The organism is Cellulomonas dongxiuzhuiae (assembly GCF_018623035.1).
GTDB lineage: Bacteria > Actinomycetota > Actinomycetes > Actinomycetales > Cellulomonadaceae > Cellulomonas > Cellulomonas dongxiuzhuiae.
In genome coordinates, this window is record NZ_CP076023.1 from 3362919 (window position 1) to 3386905 (window position 23987).

At 74.7% G+C, this 23987-nt stretch carries 12 protein-coding genes; 6 read left to right on the plus strand and 6 right to left on the minus strand.

Going from position 1 to position 23987, the window contains the following annotated elements; translation table 11 throughout:
* From KKR89_RS15195 to KKR89_RS15205, 3 genes are all read right to left on the minus strand, one after another.
* Positions 1 to 1296 carry an extracellular solute-binding protein gene (locus KKR89_RS15195; RefSeq protein WP_208196178.1) on the minus strand — a complete coding sequence of 432 codons (1296 nt, stop codon included), beginning with the start codon at positions 1294 to 1296 and terminating at the stop codon, positions 1 to 3.
* A 382-nt stretch (positions 1297 to 1678) separates the two neighbouring features.
* Positions 1679 to 2965 (minus strand): extracellular solute-binding protein, encoded by a 1287-nt coding sequence (locus KKR89_RS15200; protein ID WP_208196179.1) that lies wholly within the window; start codon positions 2963 to 2965, stop codon positions 1679 to 1681.
* Between the two features lie 270 nt (positions 2966 to 3235).
* Positions 3236 to 5818, minus strand: coding sequence for an ATP-dependent Clp protease ATP-binding subunit (locus tag KKR89_RS15205; protein WP_208196180.1), 2583 nt, complete (start codon positions 5816 to 5818; stop codon positions 3236 to 3238).
* Between the two features lie 287 nt (positions 5819 to 6105).
* Here KKR89_RS15205 and KKR89_RS15210 point away from each other — a divergent pair, with 287 nt between their 5' ends.
* Entirely contained in the window at positions 6106 to 6609 is a 504-nt protein-coding gene (locus KKR89_RS15210) for a septum formation family protein (protein WP_208196181.1), read from the plus strand.
* Positions 6610 to 6612: 3 nt separating this feature from the next.
* The gene (locus tag KKR89_RS15215) at positions 6613 to 7002 is read left to right on the plus strand and encodes a DUF4280 domain-containing protein (RefSeq protein ID WP_208196182.1); all 390 of its coding nucleotides are present in this window, start codon (positions 6613 to 6615) and stop codon (positions 7000 to 7002) included.
* An 88-nt stretch (positions 7003 to 7090) separates the two neighbouring features.
* Here KKR89_RS15215 and KKR89_RS15220 read toward each other — a convergent pair whose 3' ends face one another.
* The 3 genes from KKR89_RS15220 to KKR89_RS15230 all read right to left on the minus strand — a co-directional run bounded on the left by KKR89_RS15220 (position 7091) and on the right by KKR89_RS15230 (position 12757).
* Positions 7091 to 7609, minus strand: coding sequence for a hypothetical protein (locus tag KKR89_RS15220; protein WP_208196183.1), 519 nt, complete (start codon positions 7607 to 7609; stop codon positions 7091 to 7093).
* Positions 7606 to 10722 carry an eCIS core domain-containing protein gene (locus tag KKR89_RS15225; protein ID WP_208196184.1) on the minus strand — a complete coding sequence of 1039 codons (3117 nt, stop codon included), beginning with the start codon at positions 10720 to 10722 and terminating at the stop codon, positions 7606 to 7608. Before KKR89_RS15225 ends, KKR89_RS15220 begins: the two co-directional genes overlap by 4 nt.
* 121 nt (positions 10723 to 10843) lie before the next feature.
* Positions 10844 to 12757, minus strand: a complete 1914-nt coding sequence (locus tag KKR89_RS15230; RefSeq protein ID WP_208196185.1) for an ATP-binding protein — start codon at positions 12755 to 12757, stop codon at positions 10844 to 10846.
* Positions 12758 to 13008: 251 nt separating this feature from the next.
* Between KKR89_RS15230 and KKR89_RS15235 the strand changes: the two genes are divergently transcribed.
* From KKR89_RS15235 to KKR89_RS15250, 4 genes are read left to right on the plus strand one after another with little or no spacing between them, the layout of a single operon-like run.
* Positions 13009 to 13581, plus strand: coding sequence for a DUF4255 domain-containing protein (locus KKR89_RS15235; RefSeq protein ID WP_208196186.1), 573 nt, complete (start codon positions 13009 to 13011; stop codon positions 13579 to 13581).
* Positions 13578 to 15764 (plus strand): carboxypeptidase-like regulatory domain-containing protein, encoded by a 2187-nt coding sequence (locus KKR89_RS15240; RefSeq protein WP_208196187.1) that lies wholly within the window; start codon positions 13578 to 13580, stop codon positions 15762 to 15764. The genes KKR89_RS15235 and KKR89_RS15240 overlap by 4 nt, the downstream gene beginning before the upstream one ends.
* Before the next feature lie 11 nt (positions 15765 to 15775).
* Positions 15776 to 18268: a carboxypeptidase-like regulatory domain-containing protein gene (locus KKR89_RS15245; protein ID WP_208196188.1), complete on the plus strand. Its 2493-nt coding sequence runs from the start codon at positions 15776 to 15778 to the stop codon at positions 18266 to 18268.
* Positions 18269 to 18305: 37 nt separating this feature from the next.
* Positions 18306 to 23960: a carboxypeptidase regulatory-like domain-containing protein gene (locus KKR89_RS15250; RefSeq protein ID WP_208196189.1), complete on the plus strand. Its 5655-nt coding sequence runs from the start codon at positions 18306 to 18308 to the stop codon at positions 23958 to 23960.
* Positions 23961 to 23987 lie beyond the last annotated feature (27 nt).

The following is a 23987-nucleotide window of genomic DNA, read 5'->3' on the forward strand; positions in this document are numbered from 1 at the left end:
TTACTCCTTGGCTGCCGCGGCCTTGACCGTGGCGACGATGCTGTCGGCGTCGCCGCTGCCCGCGAGCATCTCGACGACGGCGGTGTTCAGGGCGTTGCCGACGTTCTGGCCGAGCAGCGTGTCGAGCCACACGCTCACGTAGGCGGCGTCGTTGTAGGACGCGAGCACGTCCTGCAGAGCGGGGTCCGTGACGGCGGCCTGGGCGTCCTTGGACGCCGGGATCGTCACGAACGCCTCGGCGTAGCCCTCCTGGTGCTCCTGCTCCATGTAGAAGTTCAGGAAGTCGGCGCACTCCTTGGGGGCGTCCGCGTGGCAGGCGTAGCCGTCCACGCCACCCATCATGGCCGTCGGGTCACCCTCGCCACCGTCGACCGCCGGGAAGGGGAACCAGCCGAGGTCGGCCAGGGGCTCGCCGTCCGGCGTCAGACCGGCGATGACGCCCGGGTTCCACGCACCCATGAGCTCCATCGCGGCCTCGTGGTTGGCCAGCAGACCGGCCGAGGATCCGGCACCCTGCTGCGCCGTCGTGGTGAGGAAGCCGTTGTTGAACGGCTCGACCTCGGCGAAGTCGGCGTACGCCTGACCCGCCTCGAGCCAGCACGGGTCGTCGAACGTCATCTCGGCGGCCGAGTCGTTGATGGCCTCCTGCGTGCAGGCGCGCAGCGCGAAGAAGTAGTACCAGTGCGCGGCGGGCCACGCGTCCTTCCCACCCAGGGCGATGGGCTGGATGTCCGCGGCCTTGAGCTGGGCGACGACGTCCTCGAGCTCGGCCATCGTCGTCGGCGTCTGCGTGATGCCGGCCTGCGCGAACAGGTCCTTGCTGTACCAGATGCCGCCGGGCAGCACCGCGGTGGGCATGCCGTAGACCTTGCCGTCCACCGCGAAGGCGTCGAGCGCGCCGCCGACGGCGTCGCGCACCTCGTCGGAGATCCTGTCGGTGAGGTCCATGGCCTGACCGGCCTCGACGATGTCGGCCAGCTTGCCGCCGCCACGCGCCATGAAGATGTCCGGCCCGTCACCCGAGTTCAGGGCGGTCTGGAGCTTGCCGTCCATGTCCTCGTTCTGGACGGACTGGACGTCGATCGTGACGTTCGGGTTGGCGTCCTCGAACGCGGCGACCGTCTTCTCCCAGTACGCCTTGCCGTCACCGGTGGTCGAGTTGTGCCAGAACGTCAGCTCGACCGAGCCGTCGGCGCTGCCGCCGGCGCTACCGCTGTCCGCACCGCCGCAGGCGGCCAGCGCCAGCGCGCCCATCAGCACCACGGTGGATGCCGCGATGGTCTTCTTTACCCTCATCGGTCGTGTCCTCTTCGTTGAGCCTCACGGGGCCCGGGCGTCGCTGACGCCCGTGGAGCCACCGGGACCGCCGCGTCGCGTCCCGCCGCCGGAAGACGGACGACGTCACCCCTTCGGACGCTTGCCAGCACTCCCCCCGTCGTGCGGGGTGGCCGTTTCCGACTGTCGCAGGCGCCCGAATGTAACGTCAAACTGCGATCGATAACGATATCGAAACCTGCCCGACAGGTCCGGACAATCAGCCCGAAGCCCCCCGGCGCCCGCGCGTCCCGGTTGTGCACAGCGGACGAGCGGGGCGGCGGCCCGCCGCGACCGTCCGACGACGTGCGCAGGGCTGCCGGTGACGCCGCGGGACGTCACCGGCCGCGCCCTGCGCCCCCCGCTACTCCTTGGCCGCTGCGGCGTTGACCGTCGCGACGATGCTCGCCGCGTCACCCTGACCGGCCAGCATCTCGACGACCGCCGTGTTCAGCGCGTTGCCCACGTTCTGGCCGAACAGGGTGTCCAGCCACACCGACACGTACGCGGCGTCCTCGTAGGCCGCCAGGATCTCCTGCAGCGCGGGGTCGGTGACGGCGCCCAGCGCCTCCTTGCTCGCCGGGATCGACACGAACGCCTCGGCGAAGCCCTCCTGGTTGTCCTTCTCCAGCAGGAAGTTGAGGAACTCGGGGCACTCGGCGGGCGCGTCGACGTGGCAGCTCAGGCCGTCGATGCCGCCCATCATCGCGGTCGGGTCGCCCTGGCCCCCCTCCACCTCGGGGAACGGGAACCAGCCCAGGTCGGCCAGCGGCTCGCCGTCGGGCGTCAGACCGCCGATGACGCCCGGGTTCCAGGCACCCATGAGCTCCATCGCCGCCTGGTGGTTGGCGACGAGCCCGGCCGACGAGCCCGCGCCCTGCTGCGCCGTCGTCGACAGGAAGCCCTCGTTGAACGGCTCGAGGTCGGCGAACTGCGTGTACTGCTCGCCGGCCTCCGTCCAGCACGGGTCGTCGAAGCTGCGCTCGGTGGCCGCCGCCTCGACGGTCTCCTGCGAGCACGCGCGCAGCGCGAAGAAGTAGTACCAGTGGGCGGCGGGCCACGCGTCCTTGCCACCGAGCGCGATCGGCGCGATCCCGGCCGCCTTGAGCTTGGCGACCGCGTCCTCGAGCGCGGTCATCGTCGTGGGCAGGTCGGTGATGCCGGCCTGCGCGAACAGGTCCTTGCTGTAGAAGATGCCGCCGGGCAGCACGGCCGTCGGCATGCCGTAGACCTTGCCGTCGACGGTGAACGCCTCGACCGTCGTGCCCAGCGCGTCCCGCGTGGAGTCGTCGACCAGGTCGGTGAGGTCCATGACCTGCCCGGCCTCGGCGATGTCGGCGAGCTTGCCGCCGCCGCGCGCCATGAAGACGTCCGGCGCGTCGCCCGAGTTCAGGGCGGTCTGCAGCTTGCCGTCCATGTCCTCGTTCTGGACCACCTGGAGCGTGATCTCGACACCGGGGTGCTCGGCCTCGAAGGCGTCCGCCATCTCCTGCTGGTAGGCCTTGCCGTCGTCGGTCGTCGAGTTGTGCCAGTAGGTCATCTGGACGGAACCGTCGTCCCCGCCCGAGTCGCCCGAACCTCCGCAGGCTGCCAGCGCCAGTGCGCCCATCACCACGGCGGTCGACGCCGCCAGCGTTCTCGTTGCCCTCATCAGATCTGTCCTCTTCGTCGAGCCAGCTGATCCCAGGCGGCGCCTGGGTGCCCCCTGCCGTCAGGTGCGCCCGGCGGCTCGGTCCGCGGTGGACGTGCGGCGTCACCCCGTCGGACGACAGCCGGACGCACCCGTGTCATCGGCAGCCGTGACCGACTCTCGCATTCACCCGATGTATCGTCAAACCCCCCAAAAGCACATGGCAGGCACGACGAAGGCCCCGGTCCCTCGCGGGGCCGGGGCCTTCGTCGGTGGTGCGGGGTCGTGCGGTCAGGAGGCGGGCGCGAGCCCCGTGCCACCGTCGCCGCGGCCTGCCGCGGTCGGGGCGGGCGGGACGTCCGTGCCGGACCCGGGGGTCCCGACGGGCGCACCGACGGCCACCGGCTCACGCGACGCGGCCGTGCGCGGGACGCCGTGGAACAGGAACTCCCCGAGCAGACCCTCGCCCTGCGCGTCGACGATGACCGTCTGACCGGCCTTCAGCTCGCCGAACAGGATCTTCTCGGACAGGGCGTCCTCGATGTCCCGCTGGATCGCACGGCGCAGCGGACGCGCACCGAGCACCGGGTCGTAACCCTTCTCCGACAGCAGCTTCTTGGCCGCCGGGGTGATCTCGATGGTCATGTCCTTGTCGCGCAGACGCTTGTCGAGCTTCGCGATCATCAGGTCGACGATCTGGAAGATCTCGGGCTGCGAGAGCTGCGGGAAGACCACCACGTCGTCGACGCGGTTGAGGAACTCCGGACGGAAGTGCTGCTTGAGCTCGTCGTTGACCTTCGACTTCATGCGCTCGTAGTCCGTCGCCAGCTCGCCACCGGCCTGGAAGCCCGTCATGACGCCCTTGGCGATGTCCCGCGTGCCGAGGTTCGTGGTCATGATGATCACGGTGTTCTTGAAGTCGATGACGCGACCCTGGGAGTCGGTCAGACGACCGTCCTCGAGGATCTGCAGCAGCGAGTTGAAGATGTCCGCGTGCGCCTTCTCGACCTCGTCGAACAGGACGACGGAGAACGGCTTGCGCCGCACCTTCTCGGTGAGCTGACCGCCCTCGTCGTACCCGACGTACCCGGGGGGCGAGCCGAACAGCCGCGAGACGGTGTGCTTCTCCGAGAACTCCGACATGTCGAGCTGGATCAGCGCGTCCTCGTCCCCGAAGAGGAACTCGGCGAGCGCCTTGGCCAGCTCGGTCTTCCCGACGCCCGTCGGGCCGGCGAAGATGAACGACCCACCGGGACGCTTCGGGTCCTTGAGGCCCGCACGCGTGCGGCGGATGGCCTGCGAGAGCGCCTTGATCGCCGCGTTCTGGCCGACGACCCGCTTGTGCAGGTTGTCCTCCATGTGCAGGAGCCGGCTGGACTCCTCCTCGGTGAGCTTGAACACCGGGATGCCCGTGGCGTTCGCCAGCACCTCGGCGATGAGCTCCTCGTCGACCTCGGCGACGGCGTCCATGTCGCCGTTCTTCCAGGCCTTCTCCTTCTCGATGCGCTTGAGGCCGAGCTGCTTCTCCTCGTCCCGCAGGCGCGCCGCCTTCTCGAAGTCCTGCTCGTCGATCGCGGACTCCTTGTCGCGACGCGTCTCGGCGATCTGCTCGTCGAGCTCGCGCAGCTCCGGCGGGGCCGTCATGCGACGGATGCGCAGGCGCGCGCCGGCCTCGTCGACCAGGTCGATCGCCTTGTCCGGCAGGTAGCGGTCGTTGACGTAGCGGTCGGCCAGCGTCGCGGCCGCGACCAGCGCGGCGTCCGTGATGGACACGCGGTGGTGCGCCTCGTACCGGTCGCGCAGACCCTTGAGGATCTCGATCGCGTGCGCCAGGTTCGGCTCGGCGACCTGGATCGGCTGGAAGCGGCGCTCCAGGGCCGGGTCCTTCTCGACGTACTTGCGGTACTCGTCGAGCGTGGTGGCACCGATGGTCTGCAGCTCGCCGCGCGCCAGCATGGGCTTGAGGATCGACGCGGCGTCGATCGCACCCTCGGCGGCACCCGCCCCGACGAGCGTGTGGATCTCGTCGATGAACAGGATGATGTCGCCGCGCGTGCGGATCTCCTTGAGGACCTTCTTCAGGCGCTCCTCGAAGTCACCGCGGTAGCGCGAGCCGGCGACCAGGGCGCCGAGGTCCAGCGTGTAGAGCTGCTTGTCCTTCAGCGTCTCCGGCACGTCGCCGCGCACGATGTCCTGCGCGAGCCCCTCGACCACGGCCGTCTTGCCGACGCCGGGCTCACCGATGAGGACCGGGTTGTTCTTGGTGCGGCGGGACAGCACCTGCATGACCCGCTCGATCTCCTTCTCGCGCCCGATGACCGGGTCGAGCTTGCCGTCCCGCGCGGCCTGCGTGAGGTTGCGGCCGAACTGGTCGAGCACGGCCGACCCCGACGGCTGCCCCTCGGCGGGGCCGCCCGACGCCACGGGCTCCTTGCCCTGGTAGCCGGAGACGAGCTGGATGACCTGCTGGCGCACGCGGTTGAGGTCGGCGCCGAGCTTGTTGAGGACCTGGGCGGCGACGCCCTCGCCCTCGCGGATCAGGCCGAGCAGGATGTGCTCGGTGCCGATGTAGTTGTGGCCGAGCTGCAGCGCCTCGCGCAGCGACAGCTCGAGGACCTTCTTCGCGCGCGGCGTGAAGGGGATGTGCCCCGACGGCGCCTGCTGACCCTCGCCGATGATCTCCTGGACCTGGGCGCGGACCGCCTCCAGGGAGATGCCGAGCGACTCCAGGGCCTTGGCCGCGACACCCTCACCCTCGTGGATGAGACCCAGGAGGATGTGCTCGGTGCCGATGTAGTTGTGGTTGAGCATCCGCGCCTCTTCCTGGGCGAGGACGACCACGCGACGGGCTCGGTCCGTGAATCTCTCGAACATGTGCACTCCTCACGAGCGGCGTGCCCCGTCTGCGCCGCGCGGCAGGGGTCCGCGCGGAGCCGACAGAGCGGCGTGTTTCGATGCTAACGGCGGGGTACCCCCCGGACGTCCCGTGTTCGCCGCAGGCGGAGCGCGGCGGTGACCCTCCCGGCATCGGCAGGTGAGGGGGCGTCCTCGACCGCCGGCCGGGCGGACCCGTTTGCGCAACGACTACGGATGGCACCGTCCCGGCGCCCCTCTAGGCTGCACGGGCCGGTGGGTGCCGGCGGCACGGTGGGGGTGGACGCATGGAACGCACGTCGCGCACGCGACGGGGGACGCCTCCCCGCGGGCTGCGACGACCCGGTGCGCCGGTGGTCGCGGCGGTCGTCGCGCTCGGCGTCACGGGCTGCTCGTGGTTCGGCGGGGACGGCACCACCAGCACGCAGGTGCTCGAGCTGGACGTCGGCGACTGCGTGGTCACCCCCGAGGAGGTGCAGGCCGAGCTGACCGACGTCTCGACGGTCCCCTGCGACACCACCCACCAGATGGAGGTGTACGCGCTGGTGCCCGACGCCCTCGACGGTCCCGACGCGTACCCCGGTGCCGACGCGCTGACCGCGTTCGCCGACGGCGCGTGCGCCGAGCGGTTCGCGGACTACGTGGGCGTGGACTACCGCGACTCGGCGCTGTTCTTCACGTACCTGCTGCCGTCGACGCGCGGCTGGTCCGAGGGCGACACGACCGTCACCTGCCTGGCGACGACGACCGGCGAGCCACTGACCGCGTCCGTGGCCGGCTCGGAGCGCTGAGCCGTGCCGCTGCCCGTGACCACGTCGGCGACCGTGACCTGCTCGTTCGGCACGGGCCCCGCGACGCTGGTCGCGCTGCCCACGCCGCGCGTCCTGGTCGAGGGCCGTCCGGTGGCGACCATCGCGGACGCCGCTCCCCTGGTGAACGTCCCCACGTTCGCGATGTGCACGTCGCTCGCGAACCCGCAGGTCGCCGCCGCGACCGCCGCCGCGCTCGGGGTGCTCACCCCCATGCCCTGCGTCCCCGCGACGACGGGCACGTGGACGCCCAGCGCGCCGCGGACGATCGTCGGGGGCCAGCCCGTGCTCGCGCAGGGTGCGATGTGCATGTGCGCGTACGGCGGTGTCATCCAGGTCCTGCTCCCCGGCCCGGTCCGCACGATGGTCTCCTAGCCCCACGCCACGCCGCCGAACTCGTCGTTCGGCGGCCTCGGAGCTCCCAGGAGCCGCCGAGGTACGAGCTCGCCCGGAGGGTCGGGGGTCAGGCGGGGTCAGGGCCGAGGAGGGCGTCCAGGTCAGCCGTGCGGACGTCGCGGGCCGCCTCGGCGGGCGTGCGCTCGCCGCGCACGACGTCCGCGACGGCGTCGACGATCCGCGCGACCGTCGCCTCGACGTCCTGGACGACCACGAGCACGAGCGCCGCGAGCACGTCGGGGTGCAGCACCGGCCGGCCGTCCGCGACGGGCGCGAGCGGGCCGAGCGCGAGCGCACCGCGCACCACGACGGTCCCGGCGGGCGACCCCACCTCGACGCACACGGTGAACAGCGCGCCGTTCAGCGCGGTCGCGAGGTCAGCGACGTGCGCGGCCCGGTCGGCCGGCACCTGCACGGGCACCCGGCCGTAGCACGTGACGGTCGCCGCGCCCTCACGCACGAGCACCAGCACGGGCTCGTCGCCGGGCAGCCGCGAGGCCAGGTCGAGCGTGCCCGCCTGCGCGTCCACCTGCAGCGGCCGGGCCTGTGCCAGTGCCGCGGCGACCGCGTCGAGCAGGGGCCTCATGCCGCGGCCTCGGTGAGCTTGCGCTGCAGCAGCTCGAGCATGAGGTCGACCATCTCCGGGGAGTTGCGCGACGGACGCTTCGCGAGCTCGGCCTCGAGGTCCTGGGTGCTCACCTTGTCGAGGAACTCCGTGAACTTCGGCGGCGTGGCATCGGGCGCGAGCGTGTGCGCGCCGACGACGAGCCCGGCCACGGGTGCGCCGGTGCCCTGGGCTTTGAGCACGCCCGTCATGCGCTCCTTGCGGGCCAGGTGCTCCTCGCCCTTGAGCGCCTCGCGCATGCGCCACATGAAGCCGCGGTCGTCGCGGGCCTTGCCGCCGTTGGCCTCACCGCCCGCCTTGACGCCGTTGCGGTCGTCGGCGAGCGTCCCGGAGCGTCGCCACCGGTCGAGCAGGCCGCTGCCGGACGCGGCCGCGTCGCTGAACGCCGCGCTGGTGCGCTCGAACACGTTCTGCGGGTCGGCGGCGGTGCCCATCGACTCGAGCACGGCCTCGCGGATCATGGCGAGCGCACCGTCGTCGGTCGTCTGCTCCTCCGGGCCCGGGTCCGTCTTCACCGCGCGCTGCTGACGCGGGTCGTGCGCGACGACCGGGCGCGGCTTGATGCGGTCGAGCAGCGGCCGGCCGATCGGCCGGCCGTTCACGCGGTAGTTGGCGAGGAAGTTCTCCGCCGTCTTGTCACCCGCGGCGGCCCGCAGCACGATGCCGTCGACCGCGGCCTTGGGGTGCTTGCGCAGCTCGTTCTCGGCGCCGCCCTCAAGGTGCAGGCCGGACTCCTGCTCGGCCGTCTTCGCCTGCGCGACGTACACCTCGTCGGCGATGAAGTGGCCGAGGGAGTGCACGCTGTCGACGACCCCCTTGACGCCCTTGATCGCGGCGGGGATGCCGAAGCCACCGGCGGTGACGACCTGGCCGATCGACAGGCCGAGGTCGGCGACCGACGAACCGAGGGCCCAGGTGACGCTCTCGAGGGTCTTGGTGTGGCGGCGCGAGACGTTCATCAGCGGCCAGACCATGACGTTCGCCTTCTCGCCCTTGCGCGCCACGCGCGCCTGGAACATCGCGGTGTCCGTCTCGTGCTGGCGCATGCCGGCGACGGCGACGTCGGTGACGGCCTTGACCATCGACAGCGCGGCGGCCGCGATGTCGAGGCCCGGGACGACCTTGGCGACTCCGCTCGCGACGCCGGGGTCGATGAGCTTGGACAGGTTGGCGGTGGACTTCGCGGAGGCGACGAGCGCGTCGACCGCCGACGCACCCGACTTCGTCGCCTTCAGTGCGCCGTGCGGGTCCTTGTGCTTCCACGCGTCGCGCACCGAGCGCGCGGTCGCGAACGCCTCACGGACCGCGGTCAGCAGCCCACCGAGCATGTCGGTGACGGTGCTGATGCCCTCCTTCGCCTTGCCGCCGGCCGTCTTGAGCGGGTCGTCGCCGAGCTCCTCGTAGGCGTCGTCCGACTTCACGCCGTTCTTCTCGCGCCACGCCGCGCGCGAGACCGCGTCGAGGGCGCCCCCGTCGACGGCTTCGGGCACGGCGAGAGACGAACCGCCCGGCGCCTGCTTGCCCTCCGGGGTGAGCTGGTCGGCGATCGTGCCGCCGAGGGAGCCGACCGTCGACACCGCACCTCCGGCCCGGCCCTCGACCTTCTCGGCCGTCGCATCGTACTCGTCGAGCTTCGTGAGGTTCGCGAGGAGACCCTGGCTCTGGCGCTCACGGCGTGCTGCGACGATCGGCGCGCGCCCCTCGGCACGCGCCCACGCCTCGCGGTCGACCTCCGAGTGGCGCACCGGCAGCCTGCCCGCGACCTTGGGGGCGAGCGAGCTGCGGACCTCCTTGGCCGCCTTGTCGCGCGCGAGCGCGGGGTGCAGGTCCGGTGAGGTCTTCGCGTACGACCGCATCGTCGTGACCATGCGGTCGTAGAGGTTCTCGAGGTCCTTCGGCAGGATGCGCGACGCCTCGAGCTCCTTGTCCTCGGCGATCATCTCCTCGGCGTGCGCGTCCTCGACCTTCCGGGCCGAGCGCACCTGGCGCATGAGCCGCTCGGCGGCGGTCCCCCGATTGGGCATGACCGACTCCAGCCCGACGAACTTGTCGTGCCACGTGGCGTCGAACGCCTCCTGCGCGGCCTCGTCGGGGTCCGTACCCGGGACGTCGATGAGCTGCTGGTAGATCTTCAGCTCGTAGGCCAGGGCGACGTCGAACTCGACCCACAGCTCGTGCATGGCCTCGTTCGCCTCGTCCATGCTCTGCGTGGGCGTGCCCGCGGTGCCCGGGGCGGGCGGTGCACTGCCCGGCTCCGCGTCCGGGGCGTGCGCGACCGTCTTGGCCAGCGTGGCCCGCCCCTGCTCCCCCGAGGCGCGGGCCTCGGCGAGCGCCACGATCTCGGCCTGCTCGGCGACCTTGCCCTCCTTGGTCTTCTGCGCGTCGAGGTCCTCCTGCGACGGCGCGGCCGGCGACGGCGCGGCCGGCTCCGACGAGCCGCCGAACAGCCTGCCGAGGAACTTGGGCATCTTGGGCATCTTGGGCAAGCGCCGCACCGCGTGCGACCCGGTCTCCTGCACGACGTGCGCGATCTCGTGCGCGAGGACCTTCTCGCCCACCGGGTCGTGCGGCGCGAACCGGCCGCTGCCGAAGAAGATGTCGTCGCCGGTGGTGAACGCCTCGGCGGACATCGCCCGGGACAGCTGCCCGGCCTCCGGGCCGGTGTGGACACGCACGTGCCCCAGGTCCGTGCCGAAGGCGGACTCCATGCGGCGTCGCACGCCCCCCGGCAGCCCGGTGCCGCCGGAGCGGGCGGCGTCGACCCGCGACGTCACGTCCGCGTCCAGCGCGCCGCCGGCCAGGCCGACGACGCCGGTCGCGCCGGCGTCGACCGACCGGCGCAGGTGCCCGCAGCCCGGGGTGTGCCGGTGCGGGTCGGTGCCGTCGAGGCGGGCCAGCGCGCGGTCCGCGAGCGCGTCGGCAGCGTGCTCGGCGCGGTCGTCCGCGGCGCCGACGGTGAGCGTCGCCGCCGCGGGGCGCAGCGCCTCGGGCGCGGCGGGCGCGGCGGTCTGCGGTGCGCCGGGGGCGGGTGCGGCCGTCCCCGGCACGGGGACGCGCGCGTGGTGTGAGCTCATCGGGGCCTCCGGTGACGGTGCGCGGACGGTGCGCGGGCACGGACGTGCCCGTGGCCCAGCCTGTCCGGGGCCGTAGCGGCGCACATCGGTAAGCACTACGCACTTTCCGGTGGGCGGCGGGTCACCACCGCGCGTCGGTGAGGCGTCGCCCGAGCTTCGCGATCTCCCGCAGGGTCGCCGCGCGCACGTGCCGCATCCCCAGGGGGGTGCCGTCGGTGACCGCGTCGTACGTGGCGCCCAGCACGACGTTGCGGATGTCGCCGCCGCACACGTCGACGGTCTCGGCCAGCAGGTCGAGGTCGACCGGGTCGTCCGGGTCCGTGCCCGGCAGCTGCGCCAGGTGGTGCTCCCACAGCGCGCGGCGCGTCGGCACGTCCGGGTCCGGGAAGTGGATCATGAAGTGCAGGCGCCGGGCGAAGGCCGGGTCGAGGTTCCCCCGCAGGTTGGTCGCGAGGATCGTCAGGCCCTCGGCGGCCTCCATGCGCTGCAGGAGGTAGGCCACCTCCTGGTTGGCGTAGCGGTCCTTGGCGTCGCTGACCGCCGACCGGGACCCGAACAGCGCGTCGGCCTCGTCGAAGAACAGCACGGCGTTGAGCGACTCGGCCTGCCCGAACACGCGCTCGAGGTTCTTCTCCGTCTCCCCGATGTACTTGTCGACCACCGAGGACAGGTCGACCTGGAACAGGTCCATGTTGAGCGTGTCGGCCACGACGTGCGCGGCGAGGGTCTTGCCGGTGCCGGGGCTCCCGGAGAACAGCGCGCTGATGCCGGTGCCCTTGCCGCCCTTGCCGTGCAGGTCGCCCAGGGCCAGGACGTCGTCGCGGTGCCGCGCCCAGGCGACCAGGCGCTCGACCTCGCGTCGCGTGTGCACGGGCAGCACGAGGTCGTCGAGCGTCGCGGACGTGCCCTGCGTGCGCACGCGCGACCCCGCCACGCCGCCGAGGCGCCGCGCGGTGCGCCGCACGTCGTCGACCTGCACGGCGCGGTGATCGCGCCCGGCGTCGGCGCGCGCCCGGCGGCCGACCTTGACGATCTCCTCCGGGGTCATGCGCAGCGACACGACGTCGGGGGTCGCGACGTCGTGCCCGGTCATGAGCGCCCACCGCTCGGCGCGCTGCGCGAGGGTGAGGCGACCGGCGGTGACGGTCGGCGGCAGGGACGGCGCCCAGCGCGGGTCCCACACGGTCGCACCGACGGCGACGACCGGCACGGCCCCGTCCGCGACGAGCCGCACGAGGTCGGGCCCGACGGTGTGCGCCCCGGCGAGGACCAGCACGCTGCGGGCCAGCACCGCCTCGAGCTGGGCCGCGCGGACCGCGGCGAGGGCCGTCGCCCGGTCCGGCCCGTCACCGCCCGCGGGCAGCCGGTCCAGGTCGACGACGACGCACCCGACGTCCAGCGCGCGGCACGCGGCCACGGCCAGGCCGGTGCCGGCGGCACCGACGGGTGCGTGCACCCACACCAGGGGCTCGTCGTCGTCCAGCGCCGCGGCGACCTCGGCGTACCCGACGACGTCGGCCGGCACCGCCTCCCCGAGCAGCCCGCGCACGCTCGGCGCCACGTCCCGACGACCCAGGAGGTGCGCGACGACCCGCGGCTGCAGGCCCACCCGCGTGGTCGCGAAGGTCCCGCCGCCGACGAGCCGCAGGAGCCCGGCCAGGCCCAGGGCCGCACCGGGCGCCAGGCGGGCGTGCGCCCCCGGGTCCAGGACGGACGCCCCCGCGAGCTCGACCGCGAGCGCGAGCGTCGGCAGGCCGGCCGCGCCGTCACCGGTGAGCAGCCCGAGCAGCAGGTGGGCGACGGGGTGCGCCTCGGCGAGCAGGGCGACGGCCACGACCCGCTGGTCGAACGGGTCGAGCGCGCACGCGTCGGCGAGGTCGTCGAGGGCGGGGGCCAGCGCGTCCAGACCGGGTGCGTCGGCGGTCAGGGCGTCGAGCGCCGCGCGTGCGGCGGGCGCGTCGGCCCAGCCGCTGCCGCGGCGTCGCACGGCCACCTCCAGCGCGTCGAGCTGCAGCGCCGGCGACGTGCCACCCACGGGACTCCCCCACCTCCCCGGGCCCCGCGCGGGGCCCCGGTGCGCACGGCCGGTCCGCACGCGCCCCCGCACCCTCGCAGCCCGCGCGAGCGCGCGTCGAGCCCCCGGCCGCAGGTTCGGTAGCGATTACCGATGCCCGGCGCGCGGGCCCGTCCGTACGGTGGAGCCACCCGACGGCAGGTCCCGCAGCTCTCTCCTGCGCGCCGGCACCGCGCGGGCGTGTCCGTGATCCGCAGCCGCCGGGAGGTGCCGTGCTCATCCCCGCCGTGCAGGACGGGCTCGAGCGGCTGCTGCGCGCCTCGCTGCCGCTGCCCACCGAGCAGGGCGACGTCGTCTTCGACGCACCCACCTCGACGTGGTCGGCCACCGTGAACCGCCTGACGGTCAACCTCTTCCTGTACGACGTGGCGCGCTCGGGCCAGCCCGCGCGCATGGACGCGCCGGTGCGGCACACGGACGGCACGGTCGTGCGCCGTCGCTTCCCCCTGCCGATGGTCGAGCTGAGCTTCCTCGTCAGCGCGTGGGCCGGGTCGACGCGCGACGAGCACCAGCTGCTCGGCGACGTCCTGACGCGCCTGCTCGCGCACCCGACCGTGCCGGCCGAGCACGCGCCGGCCGCGCTGGAGTCGTCGGTCCAGCTGGCGGTCGCGACCGACGAGCGCAACCGTCCGCGCGACCTGTGGACGTCGCTCGGCGGGCAGGTCAGGGCGTCGTTCACGCTCGTCACGACCGTGGCGGCGGACGCCTACCCGTGGCGGGACGCGCCGACGGCGGTGGCCGGCGTCGAGACGCGGCTGTCGCGCCGCATGCCCGAGCACCGATGAGGGCGGTCAGCGCACCCAGCGCCCTGGAGGTCGCGCCAGGCGGCACGGGGACGGTCCCGCTGGAGGTGCAGAACACCTCGGGCGTCATCGACGAGCTGACCGTCCAGGTCCTCGGCGTGCCCCCGGACGCGGTCGACGCGAGCCCGAGCCGTGTCGTGCTCTTCCCCGACGCGACGGCGCACGTGCAGCTCACCTTCCGCCTCCCCGAGACGTTCCCGGCGGGCACGCACGTGCTCTCGGTCGTGCTGACCGGGCGTGCCGGCGGTGCGGCGCCCGCCCCCCTGCCGGTCGAGCTGACCGTGCCCGCGCGCCCGGCCGCGCGGCTCGGCGCCGCGCCCACGCTCGCGCGCGCGCGACGGCGCGCCGCCTACACGGTGCAGGCCACCAACACCGGCAACGTGCCCTTGGACCTGGCGCTGCGGACCGTCGACACCGACCGCGCGCTCACCGTGACCCTCACACCCTCGACCCTGCACGTGCCCGTGGCCGGGGCCACCAGCAGCACGGTCGTGGTGCACGCACCGCGCCGGCTGCTCGGGTCCGACCAGGACCGCGCGGTGCGGGTCGAGGCGGTGGGCGTCGGGGACGACGCCGCGACCGGGGGCGTCCTGCTGACCCTGCGGCACCGGCCGCTGGTCGGCCGCGGCGCCGTGACCGCGCTCGTGCTGCTCGCGATCCTCGCGGCGTGGGCCGCGGCCATGTGGTTCGGCATGCGCATGGCGCTGGGCGCCGAGCCCGTCGGCAAGGTCGCCGCCGGGTCCTTCTACGCCGCGACCGTGGGTGCCGGTGCCGCACCGGACGGCGCGCTCGCCAAGGACGGCGCCGTCGCGGCGGCGGTGGGCGCGACGCTCACCGGCACGGTGACCTCCGCGGTCGACGGCCAGGGCGTCGGGCGGCTGACGGTCGACGCGCTGCGACGCTCGCGCGACGGCCTCGTCGTGGTGTCCTCGGCCGCGACGCAGGCGGACGGCACCTACACGATGTCGGGGCTGTTCCCCGGCGCCTACCTGGTGCGCGTCCAGGCGGAGGGCTACACGACCCTCTGGTACCCGGCGAGCCCGGACGAGACGGCCGCGCGCGCGGTGCAGGCGCCGGCGCAGAAGACCACCGAGGGCGTCGACCTGCGCGTCGAGGGCGACCCCGCGTCCCTGACCGGCACCGTCGACGTGGGGCAGACCACGCGCGAGGTCACCGTCGACGTCACCGCGACCGCCGCGTGGGACGGCGCCGACCCGACGCTGACGTGGACCACCACCACGCAGGGCGGCACCTACCTGTTCGAGGGCCTGCCCGCACCGGGCACCTACGCCCTGACGTTCACGGCCGAGGGCTACGCGCCGACGACCACCACCGAGCGCGTGCTCGGCGGGCAGGAGCGCATCGCGACCGCAGTGACGCTGGGCGCCGGCACGGGCCAGGTCGCGGGCGTCGTCACCGACGGCGTCAACCGCCTCGGCGGCGTGACCGTCACGACCACGGTCGACGGCGAGGAGGTGCAGGTCGGCACACCGACCGTCGGCGACGTCGGCCGCTTCGTGCTGCCCGCGCTGCCGACGCCCGCGACGTACGTGCTGACGTTCACGCGCGCCGGCTACGGCACCCAGACCCTCGTCGTCGACCTGGGCGCGGGCGAGCAGCGCGACGACGTGCGCGCCGCGCTGCCCGCGGGTGCCGGGACGGTCCGGGGCCGCGTCGTCGACCCGACGGGTGCGGGGCTCGGCGGCGTGCAGGTCGCCGCCGGCGGCGCGGCCGGCGCGACGACGACGCTCACCGCCGGTGACGTCGGCGCGTTCACGCTCGCCGGCGTGGGCGCGGGCGAGCTCACGCTGACGTTCACGAAGCCGGGGTACACCTCGACGACCGTGGCGGTCGACGCCGCGGGCGGCACGGCCGGCACGGTGACGCTGCGGCCCGCGGTCGGCACCGTGACGGGACGGGTCCTGCGCGGGAGCACCGGGGTCGCCGGGCTGACCGTGCGGGCCACCGACGGCGCCGAGGTCCGCACCACGACGTCCGCGCAGAGCGGTGCCCTCGGCGCCGGCACCTACGCGCTCGAGGGCCTGCACGCGGGCCGCTGGACCGTCTCCGTCCTCGACGCCGACGGGCGCGTGCTGGCCACGACGCTCGTGACCGTCGGCGGCGGCGCGTCCGCGCGCACCGACCTGACGGTCCCGGGGTCCTGATGCACGTCGACGTGACCCCCCGCCACCTCCCCGCCGGGGCGGGCGCCACCAGCGAGGCCGTCGTCACCCTGACGAACACGCGCGACGTCATCGCCGGGTTCGGCGTGCGCGTGCTCGGGGTCGACCCCACGTGGGTGCACGTCAGCGACCCGGAGCCCCGGCTGTTCCCCGGTGCGACCGCGAGCGTGCGCGTCGCCCTGACCCTGCCCGCCGACGCGCCCGCGGGCCGCTCGACCGTGACCGTCGAGGTCCTCGACCTGGCGGACCCGGCGGCCGTGAGCGTCCAGGAGGTCGTGCTCGAGGTCCCCGCGCTGCGCCGCACCCGCGTGGTGCTGGACCCCCCGACGGTCACCGCCGGACGCCAGGCCGTGTTCACGGCCGTGCTCCACAACGAGGGCAACACCGAGCACGTCGGCGGCCTGGCGGCCGTGGACCCCGAGGCGCGGGCCGTCTTCACGTTCGACCCGCCCGAGGTCGTCGTGCCGCCGCGCGCGTCGACGTCCGTGGTGCTGACGGCGCGCGCCCGCCGCCCGTGGGTCGGCGACCCGCTGCTGCGGCCCTTCGAGGTCCGGACCACCGGCCCGCACGCGCCCGCGACCGACGCACCGCCCGCCGCGACCGGCGTCTTCGTGCAGCGGCCGCGGTTCACGCGCGGTGCGCTCGCGCTCGTGGGCCTGCTCGCGGCGGTCACGGTGTTCGCGACCGTCATCGCGCTCGCGCTCGGCACGGTCGTGCAACGCTCGGCCGCGGACCGCGACCTCGCGCTGCAGGTCGCGCAGGCCCGTGACGCCGCGGCGACGAGCGGCACCGCGCGCATCGCGGGCACCGTCGTGGAGCTGACGACCGGTGCGACGCTCAGCGGCGTCAGCGTCGAGGTCGTCTCCGCCGACGACACGTCGGCGGCGGTCGCGACCGTCGCGACCGCGTCCGACGGCACGTTCGCGGTCGCCCGGCTCGTCGGCGGGTCGTTCCTGCTGCGCGTGCGCGGTGCCGGGTTCGCCGAGGTCTGGTACCCCGCGGCGCCGTCGCCCGACGACGCCGTCGAGGTCGAGGTCGAGGACGGTGCCGCCGCCGAGGGCCTCGTCGTGGTCGTCGGCGGCGTCCCCGCGACGCTGACGGGCACGGTCACGGGAGACGACGTGGGTGGCGCGACCGTCCAGGTGCAGATGCCGCTCGACACCGAGCCGCTGCTGGGCACCGACGTCGGGCGTGACACCGCGGAGCCCGTCGCGGGCGACGGCGTGGTCGTGCGGACCGTGCCGGTCGGTGCGGACGGGACGTTCGAGGTCGCCGACGTCCCGTCGCCCGCCGTGTACGACCTCGTCGTCGCCAAGACCGGGTTCGCGACGCACGTGCAGCGCGTCGACGTCGCCGCCGGGGAGTCCCGCAGCGGCCTGGAGCTGCCGCTGCTGCTGGGCGACGGGACCATCAGCGGCACCGTGAGCGGCGGTGGCGGCCCCCTGGGCGGGGCCAGCGTCATGGCGTCGTCCGCGACGGTGCGCGTCGAGACGGTCTCCCTCACGCAGGACGCCGTCGGCTCGTTCGTCCTGCGGGGCCTGCCGACGCCCGGCACGTACACCGTGGTGGTCGGCGCGGACGGCCGCGCGCCGTCGACGCTGACCCTGACGCTCGGCGAGGGCCAGCAGCTCACGGGCGTCGACGTGGTCCTCGGGGACGCCGAGGGGGCGCTCGGCGGTGCGGTGAGCGTGCCGGGCGGCGACCCGGGCGGCGTCGAGGTCACCGTGACCGACGGCGCGAGCACGTGGCGCACGGCCGCGCGCTCCGGATCGGGCACGTGGCGGCTGGCCGGCGTGCCGGTGCCGGGGACGTACACCGTGACGTTCGCGCGCGCGGACCTGCAGTCGCAGGTCCAGTCGGTGAGCATCGACGGGTTCGGCCGCGTCACGTCCGGTACGGCGTCCGCGGCGGGGCTCGACGTGTCGATGCGCCCGTCGACGGGGACGCTGTCCGGCACCGTGCGCCAGCAGGACGCGGCCGGGACCCCGGTGCCCGCGGGCAACGTCATGGTCCAGGTCGCGTCCGGTGCGGTGACACGCACCGTCACCACCGCGTCGACGCCGTCCGGGGCCGTGGGGCAGTACGCGGTCGAGGCGCTGCCGCCGGGCACCTACACCGTGACGTTCACGCGGGCCGGGACGCGCAGCGTCGCCCAGATCGTCGTCGTGCAGGCCGGCCAGGACGCGTCGCTCAGCCCGGTCCTCGTGCGGCCCGCGGGCGTGCGCGGCACGGTCACGCGCACCGGCAGCCCCGTCGCCGGCGCCACCGTGCGCCTCTTCCGCGCCGCCGACTACGGCATGGCGGGTGCGCAGGCCGTCGCGACGACGACGAGCGACCCGTCCGGCGAGTACGCGTTCGACGACGTCGACGCACCCCAGAACTACCTCGTGGAGGTCCGTGTCGTGGCGGGCGGCTCGGTGCTCGGCGTCTCGTCGCCGTTCACCCTGACCGCCAGCGAGCAGCGGACCGTGGACGTGACCTCGTGAACGCGCGTGCAGCAGCACGCGGGATCGGAGCACCACAGTGAGCGACGCCTCCCGGCGCAGCACCGCCACCGCCCCGACCGTCTCGGTCGACGCCGCGGCGCACGGCTCGCCCGGCCGTGACGTGGACGTCGCCGTCCGCGTCCGCAACGTCGCCGACGTGCCGCTGGACGTGCACCTGCACGCCATCGGCCTCGAGCCCGCGTGGACACCCGTCGCCGTGACGGTGCCGGGCCTGGCCCCCGGCGCCAGCGCGGGCGCCACGCTGCGGGTGACGCCGCCCCCGGGCGCCGCGGCCGGTGGCTACCCGTTCCTCGTGGTCGTCGAGTCCGACGCCGGCCGCACGGTCACCGACGCCGTCCTCACGCTCGACGTCGCCGGTGAGCTCCTCGTGAGCATCGAGCCCACCGACGCGCGCGGCCGGGCCCGGCGGCGCGTGGACGTGGTGCTCGCCAACACCGGCGCCACCGCGACGTCGGCGCTGCTGTCGGCCGTCGGCTCGGGCGTCGACGTCGACGTCCCGCTCGCACCCGTGCACGTCCCCGCCGCGGGCACGGTCCGCGTGCCCGCCGTGCTGCGGTCGAGCCACCGCTGGGTCGGCCGCGAGCAGCGCCACACGTACCGGGTGACCGCGACCGGGCGCAGCGCACCGCAGGAGGTGCCGGGGACGTTCACGTCGCGCGCGTGGCTCGGCCCGACCGTGCTCAAGGTCGCCGCGGTCGTCGTCGTGCTGGCGCTGTGGGTGGCGGGTGCGCTCGTCGGCATCCCGCGCGTCGTCACGGCCCTCGGGGAGCGGCAGGACGCCTCGGTGGCGACGGGCGACGCGCAGGACGCCGGGCAGGACGCCGGGCAGGACGGTGGGCAGGGCGGCGCGCAGGGCGACGGCCAGGACGGCGACGGCGACGCGCCCGGGCAGGACGGGTCCGACGCCCCCGCGGTCCCCACGCTGCGGGTCGCCGGGCAGGTCTCGGGCACCGATCCCGCCGGTGCGAGCGTGCAGGTCGTGCCGACGTCCGAGCTGTGGGGCTCGACCGCCCCGACGACAGTGTCGACCGTCGCGGCCGTCGTGCAGACCGTCGCACGCCCCGCGGACGCCACGTCCGCCAAGCTCCTGGGCACCGCCCTGGCCGTCGAGGGCACGGCCGCGACCGCGCAGCGCCTGCGCACCACGACCGACGAGGCCGGCACCTGGGCGTTCGCGGGCCTGTCCCCCACGACGCGCTACCTCGTGACGGTCGCCAAGCCCGGGTACGGCACGCAGCGGTACGTCCTGACGGGAGCCGAGCTGGCGGAGAACCCGCTGCAGACCGAGCTGCGCGCGGGCGACGGCGCCCTGCGCGGTGTCGTCACCGGCCCCGACGGCCCCGTCGGCGGTGTGGGCCTCACCCTCACCGACGGCACGACGACGGTCACGACCCGCACCGTCACCGAGGGCCGTGTGGGCACCTGGTCGGTCGAGGGGCTCAGCACGCCGAGCACCTACCTCGTGACGGCGTCGTCCGACCGGTGGGGCAGCACGTCGCAGCTCGTCACGCTCGGCGCCGCGGGCGAGCGCACGGTCGACCTCACGGTGGAGCCCGGCCTGGCGTCGGTCTCCGGTGTCGCGATCGGCACCGCGGCGCTCGGTGGCGTCGGCGGCATCGGCGGCCTGACCGTCACCGCGACCGACGGCACGGTCACGCGCACCGCCACGACCCTCACGGGCGACGACGCGGGCCGCTTCGTCCTCGCGGACCTGCCCACCCCCGGCACGTACACCGTGACCGTCGGAGGGCCGGGCTACGCGACCGTGACGCGCGAGCTGGCCGTCACCGCGGCGGGCATCGACGGCTGGGAGGTCGCCATGACCGCCGTCGGCGGCGCGGTCTCCGGCACGGTCCGCGGTGACGACGGCACGGGCATCACCGCCGCGGGCCTGACCCTGAGCGACGGCACCGAGACCTACAAGTCGATGTCCTCGTCGGACGGCAACGGGTCGTACCGGTTCGTCGGCGTCGCCGCCGGGACGTACGTGCTCTCGGCCGAGGCGTTCGGGTTCGTCACGGGCTTCGCGCAGGTCGAGGTCACGGCCGGCGGCACCGCGACGTCGGACCTCGTGCTGACGTCGGTCCCGGGCGACGGGCTCGTCGCGACCGCGGGGATCACGGGCCGCGTCACCGACGCGTCGACGGGCGGGCGCGTGCAGTGCCTGGCGACCACCGAGCCGTGCCTCGTCACGGTCATGACGACCGCGACCGCCCTCGACGGCACGACGCGCACGGTCGTCGCGACCGCCGCACCCGACGACGCCTACGTCCTGCCCGCCGACGGCGACGGCGGCCTCCTGCCCGGCCGGTACACGCTGAGCGTGTCGGTGCCCGGGTACGAGAGCGGCACGGTCGACGTCACCGTGCCCATGGGCGCCGTCGTCGAGGCCGCGACGGTCGCGCTGACGCCGTCACCGTCCCTCGTCGGCTCGGTGCTGCCGCGCGTCGGTGCCCTGCCCACGGACGTGTGCGTCGTCGCACGTCCCGCGGGGTCGACCACCACGTGCGTCCCCGCGACCGCCACCTGCACGGCGACCGACGCCCGCTGCGCGCGGCTCACGCAGGGCATGTACGAGCTGCGGCGCCTGCCCGCCGGGACGTGGGAGGTCGTCGTCGTGGGCCTGGCCGACGACGACTGGGTCACCCCCGAGCCCGCCGAGGTCGTGCTGCTGCCCGGTGAGACCAAGCGCTACGACGCGACGATCGAGCGGCTCGGCATCATCCGGGTCACGACGCTGCGCGCCGACGCGACCGACGCGATCGAGGTCGCGCGCGGCGCCACGGTGCGGGCCACGCACGTGGACGGCACGCCCGTGCGCACCGCCGTCAGCGACGAGAACGGCGTCGCCGAGCTCCGGGGGCTGACGCCCGGCACGTACACGATCGTCACGACGGCGGCCGACGACCCGGGCCTGGACGTCACGGTCGAGCGCGACATCTCCCTGAACCAGCAGATCGACGCCACCGTCGTGCTCGCCTCGCCCGTCGGCAACCAGGTCGTGCAGGTCGTCGTGCAGTCCGCGCACGACGCCTTCCAGGCGCGCGAGGGTGCGCGCGTCACCGTCACGGGCGTCGTCGGGTACTCCGGCACCACCCAGGTGCGCCGCAGCCAGACGTACACGACCGACGAGTTCGGCGAGGCGCTGGTGTGCACGACCGAGGCCGGTGCGTGCGCGGGCCACCCGGTGCTGGCGCTCGTGTCCGGGCAGGTGGGGCTCGTCGTGCAGGCCGACGGGTTCGACACGCTGCGTCTCGACGGCGTCGAGCTCGGCACGGTCGACCGCATCGTCCTGACGCCGTCGTACCAGCTGCTCGACGCGTCGGTCGTGCTCGTCCCCCGCGTCACGACGCTGCCCGACGTCACGTTCGAGCTGGTGTCCGCACCGCCCGGCACCGGCACGGTGCGGCTGACGCCCGCGGTGACCGGTGCGGACACGACCGTCGGCGAGGCGCCCGACGCACGTCCCGCGACGCGGGTCGCCCTGACGTTCGTCGACACCGCCATCGGCGTCGAGAACCGGATCCGCCCGGGCACCTACCGCTTCGCGGTGCGCGCCCCCGGCTGGAGCCCGGGCACGGCGGGCGCCGAGATCGTCGTCGAGGTCCCGCTCCGCACGACCGGCAGCCCCGGGACGACGCTCTCGGAGACGGTGCTGCTGCGCGACGGCGGCGTGCGCGTCACGCTCGCGCCGGACGGTGCGGCGCCCCTGGCCGCCGCACGCGTCACCCTGTCCGCCGGCGGGACGGTCCTCGTGCAGCGTGACGTGAGTGCGGCGACCGCCGTCGACCTCGGGGCCGTGCCGGTGGGCACGTACGAGGTGCAGGTGGTCGCCGCGGGGTTCCGCACGCCCGCGCCGGTCGGCGTCGAGGTCGTCGCGGGGACCGTCGCGACGCCGGCGGTCGCGCTCACCGGGCTGGGCCGGATCCGCGGCACGGTGTCCACGCGCCTCGGCGAGGAGTGGACCGTCGCGCTGGCTGGCGCCGACGTGCGCGGCGAGGGCCCCGCCGACGCGACGGGGACCGGCCGGACCGAGTTCACCGCCCGTTCCGACACGACAGGGTCGTACACGCTGGTCGGCGACCTGGACCGCGAGGGGCTCTGGGCGGGCGACTGGGACGTCACCGCGTCGGCCGAGGCCCACACGCCGGCCACCGCGGTCGCCGCCGTCACCACCGGCACGACGACCTCCCACCTCGAGCTCGACCCGCTCGGCTCGACGCTCACGGTGCGCGTCACCGACGCGACCGGGGCGCCGGTCACCGAGGGCCTCAACGTCCGCCTGGCGTACTCCGACCGCGCCGTGACGATCGATCCGCCGACCGTCGTGGACGACGAGTTCGTGTTCGGCGGGCTGCTGCCCCTGACGTACACGCTGTGGGTGGTGCCCTCGACCACCGAGTACACGACGGTGAGCACGCGCGTCACCGTCGGGCCCGGGCAGCCGGGGCGCGTCGAGGTGCCGCTCGCGACGCCGACGGGCGCCGTCCAGGGCCAGGTGACGCAGGAGACCGCCGACGGTGAGCCCGTCGCGCTGCCGGACGTCGTCGTGACCGCGACGCCGCAGGGCACGACCGACGGCGTCTCCGTCACGACCGGTCCGGACGGCCGCTACGTCCTGAGCGGGCTCGGCGGCGGCACGTACGCGCTGGCGTTCGCCGCGTCGGGGGCGACGATCACCCGCGGCGTGCAGGTCGTGCCCGGTCAGGGCACCGTGCTGGACGTGACGTTCCCGCTCGCGCGCCACGCGGTGACGGTGCAGCTCACCTCGAACATCGGCGCGGACCTGACCGGCGGGCTGGTGACCCTGACGTCGAGCACGGGCACGGTGCTCGGCCCGCAGCCGGTCGCACGTGCCGGCCTCCAGCACGTGACGACGTTCGCGCAGGTCCCGCCGGGCACCTGGACGGTGCGCGCCACGGGCCCCGCGGGGCACCTGGCGAGCGTCGAGCAGACCGTGGAGGTGACGGGGCCGCGGACGGTGCCGCTGGAGCTGCGCGAGGTCGAGGTGCGCCTGCGGGCGACGGGCGGGGCGCCGTCCGTCGTCGTCCGGGTGGCACCGACCGTCGGCAGCGCGCTCGACGTGCGGCTGATCGACGGTGCGAGCGACTCGGTGCTGTACCTGCCCGGCACGACGAGCGGGCCGGCGGCCCAGCTGACGGCGACCACGACCACCGGGTGGCTGGTCGCGCTGTCGCAGTCGACGGTCCCGGCGAACGCGCGGCAGCTGCTCGTGACCGCGACGACGACCCGGGTGCCGGCGGTCACGTCGGTGTCCGCGACGACGTCGGCACCGGTGAGGGTCGGCACCGACCTGACCGTGAACGTGACCGTGACGACCGCGTCCGGCACCCCCCTCGGGCAGGTGCAGGTCGGCGTCGGGTCGTCGCCCGACTGGGAGACGGCCGTGATCGCGACGCTGGTCGGCGGCACCGCGACCGTGACGCTGCCGACGACCGGGTGGTCACCCGGGAGCACGGCGCTGCGGGTGCGGTACGTGCCGTCGGCCGCGACGTGGGCCCCGTCGTCCAGGACGGTGAACGTGCAGGTGCAGGCCGCCATCGTCCCGACCCCGTCCGCCGTGCCGACCCCGTCCGCCGCCCCGACCCCGTCCGCCGTCCCGACCGCACCCGTCGGTCCGGACGGTCCGGACGGACCCGGCGGGCCGTGACCCGCCGGGCGGCGCACGCCCGCGTCG

Bases quoted from the DNA above. Each gene is read 5' to 3' on its own strand.
- KKR89_RS15195 (WP_208196178.1), bottom strand. From the start codon at position 1,296: ATGAGGGTAAAGAAGACCATCGCGGCATCCACCGTGGTGCTGATGGGC.
- KKR89_RS15200 (WP_208196179.1), bottom strand. From the start codon at position 2,965: ATGAGGGCAACGAGAACGCTGGCGGCGTCGACCGCCGTGGTGATGGGC.
- KKR89_RS15205 (WP_208196180.1), bottom strand. From the start codon at position 5,818: ATGTTCGAGAGATTCACGGACCGAGCCCGTCGCGTGGTCGTCCTCGCC.
- KKR89_RS15210 (WP_208196181.1), top strand. From the start codon at position 6,106: ATGGAACGCACGTCGCGCACGCGACGGGGGACGCCTCCCCGCGGGCTG.
- KKR89_RS15220 (WP_208196183.1), bottom strand. From the start codon at position 7,609: ATGAGGCCCCTGCTCGACGCGGTCGCCGCGGCACTGGCACAGGCCCGG.
- KKR89_RS15225 (WP_208196184.1), bottom strand. From the start codon at position 10,722: ATGAGCTCACACCACGCGCGCGTCCCCGTGCCGGGGACGGCCGCACCC.
- KKR89_RS15240 (WP_208196187.1), top strand. From the start codon at position 13,578: ATGAGGGCGGTCAGCGCACCCAGCGCCCTGGAGGTCGCGCCAGGCGGC.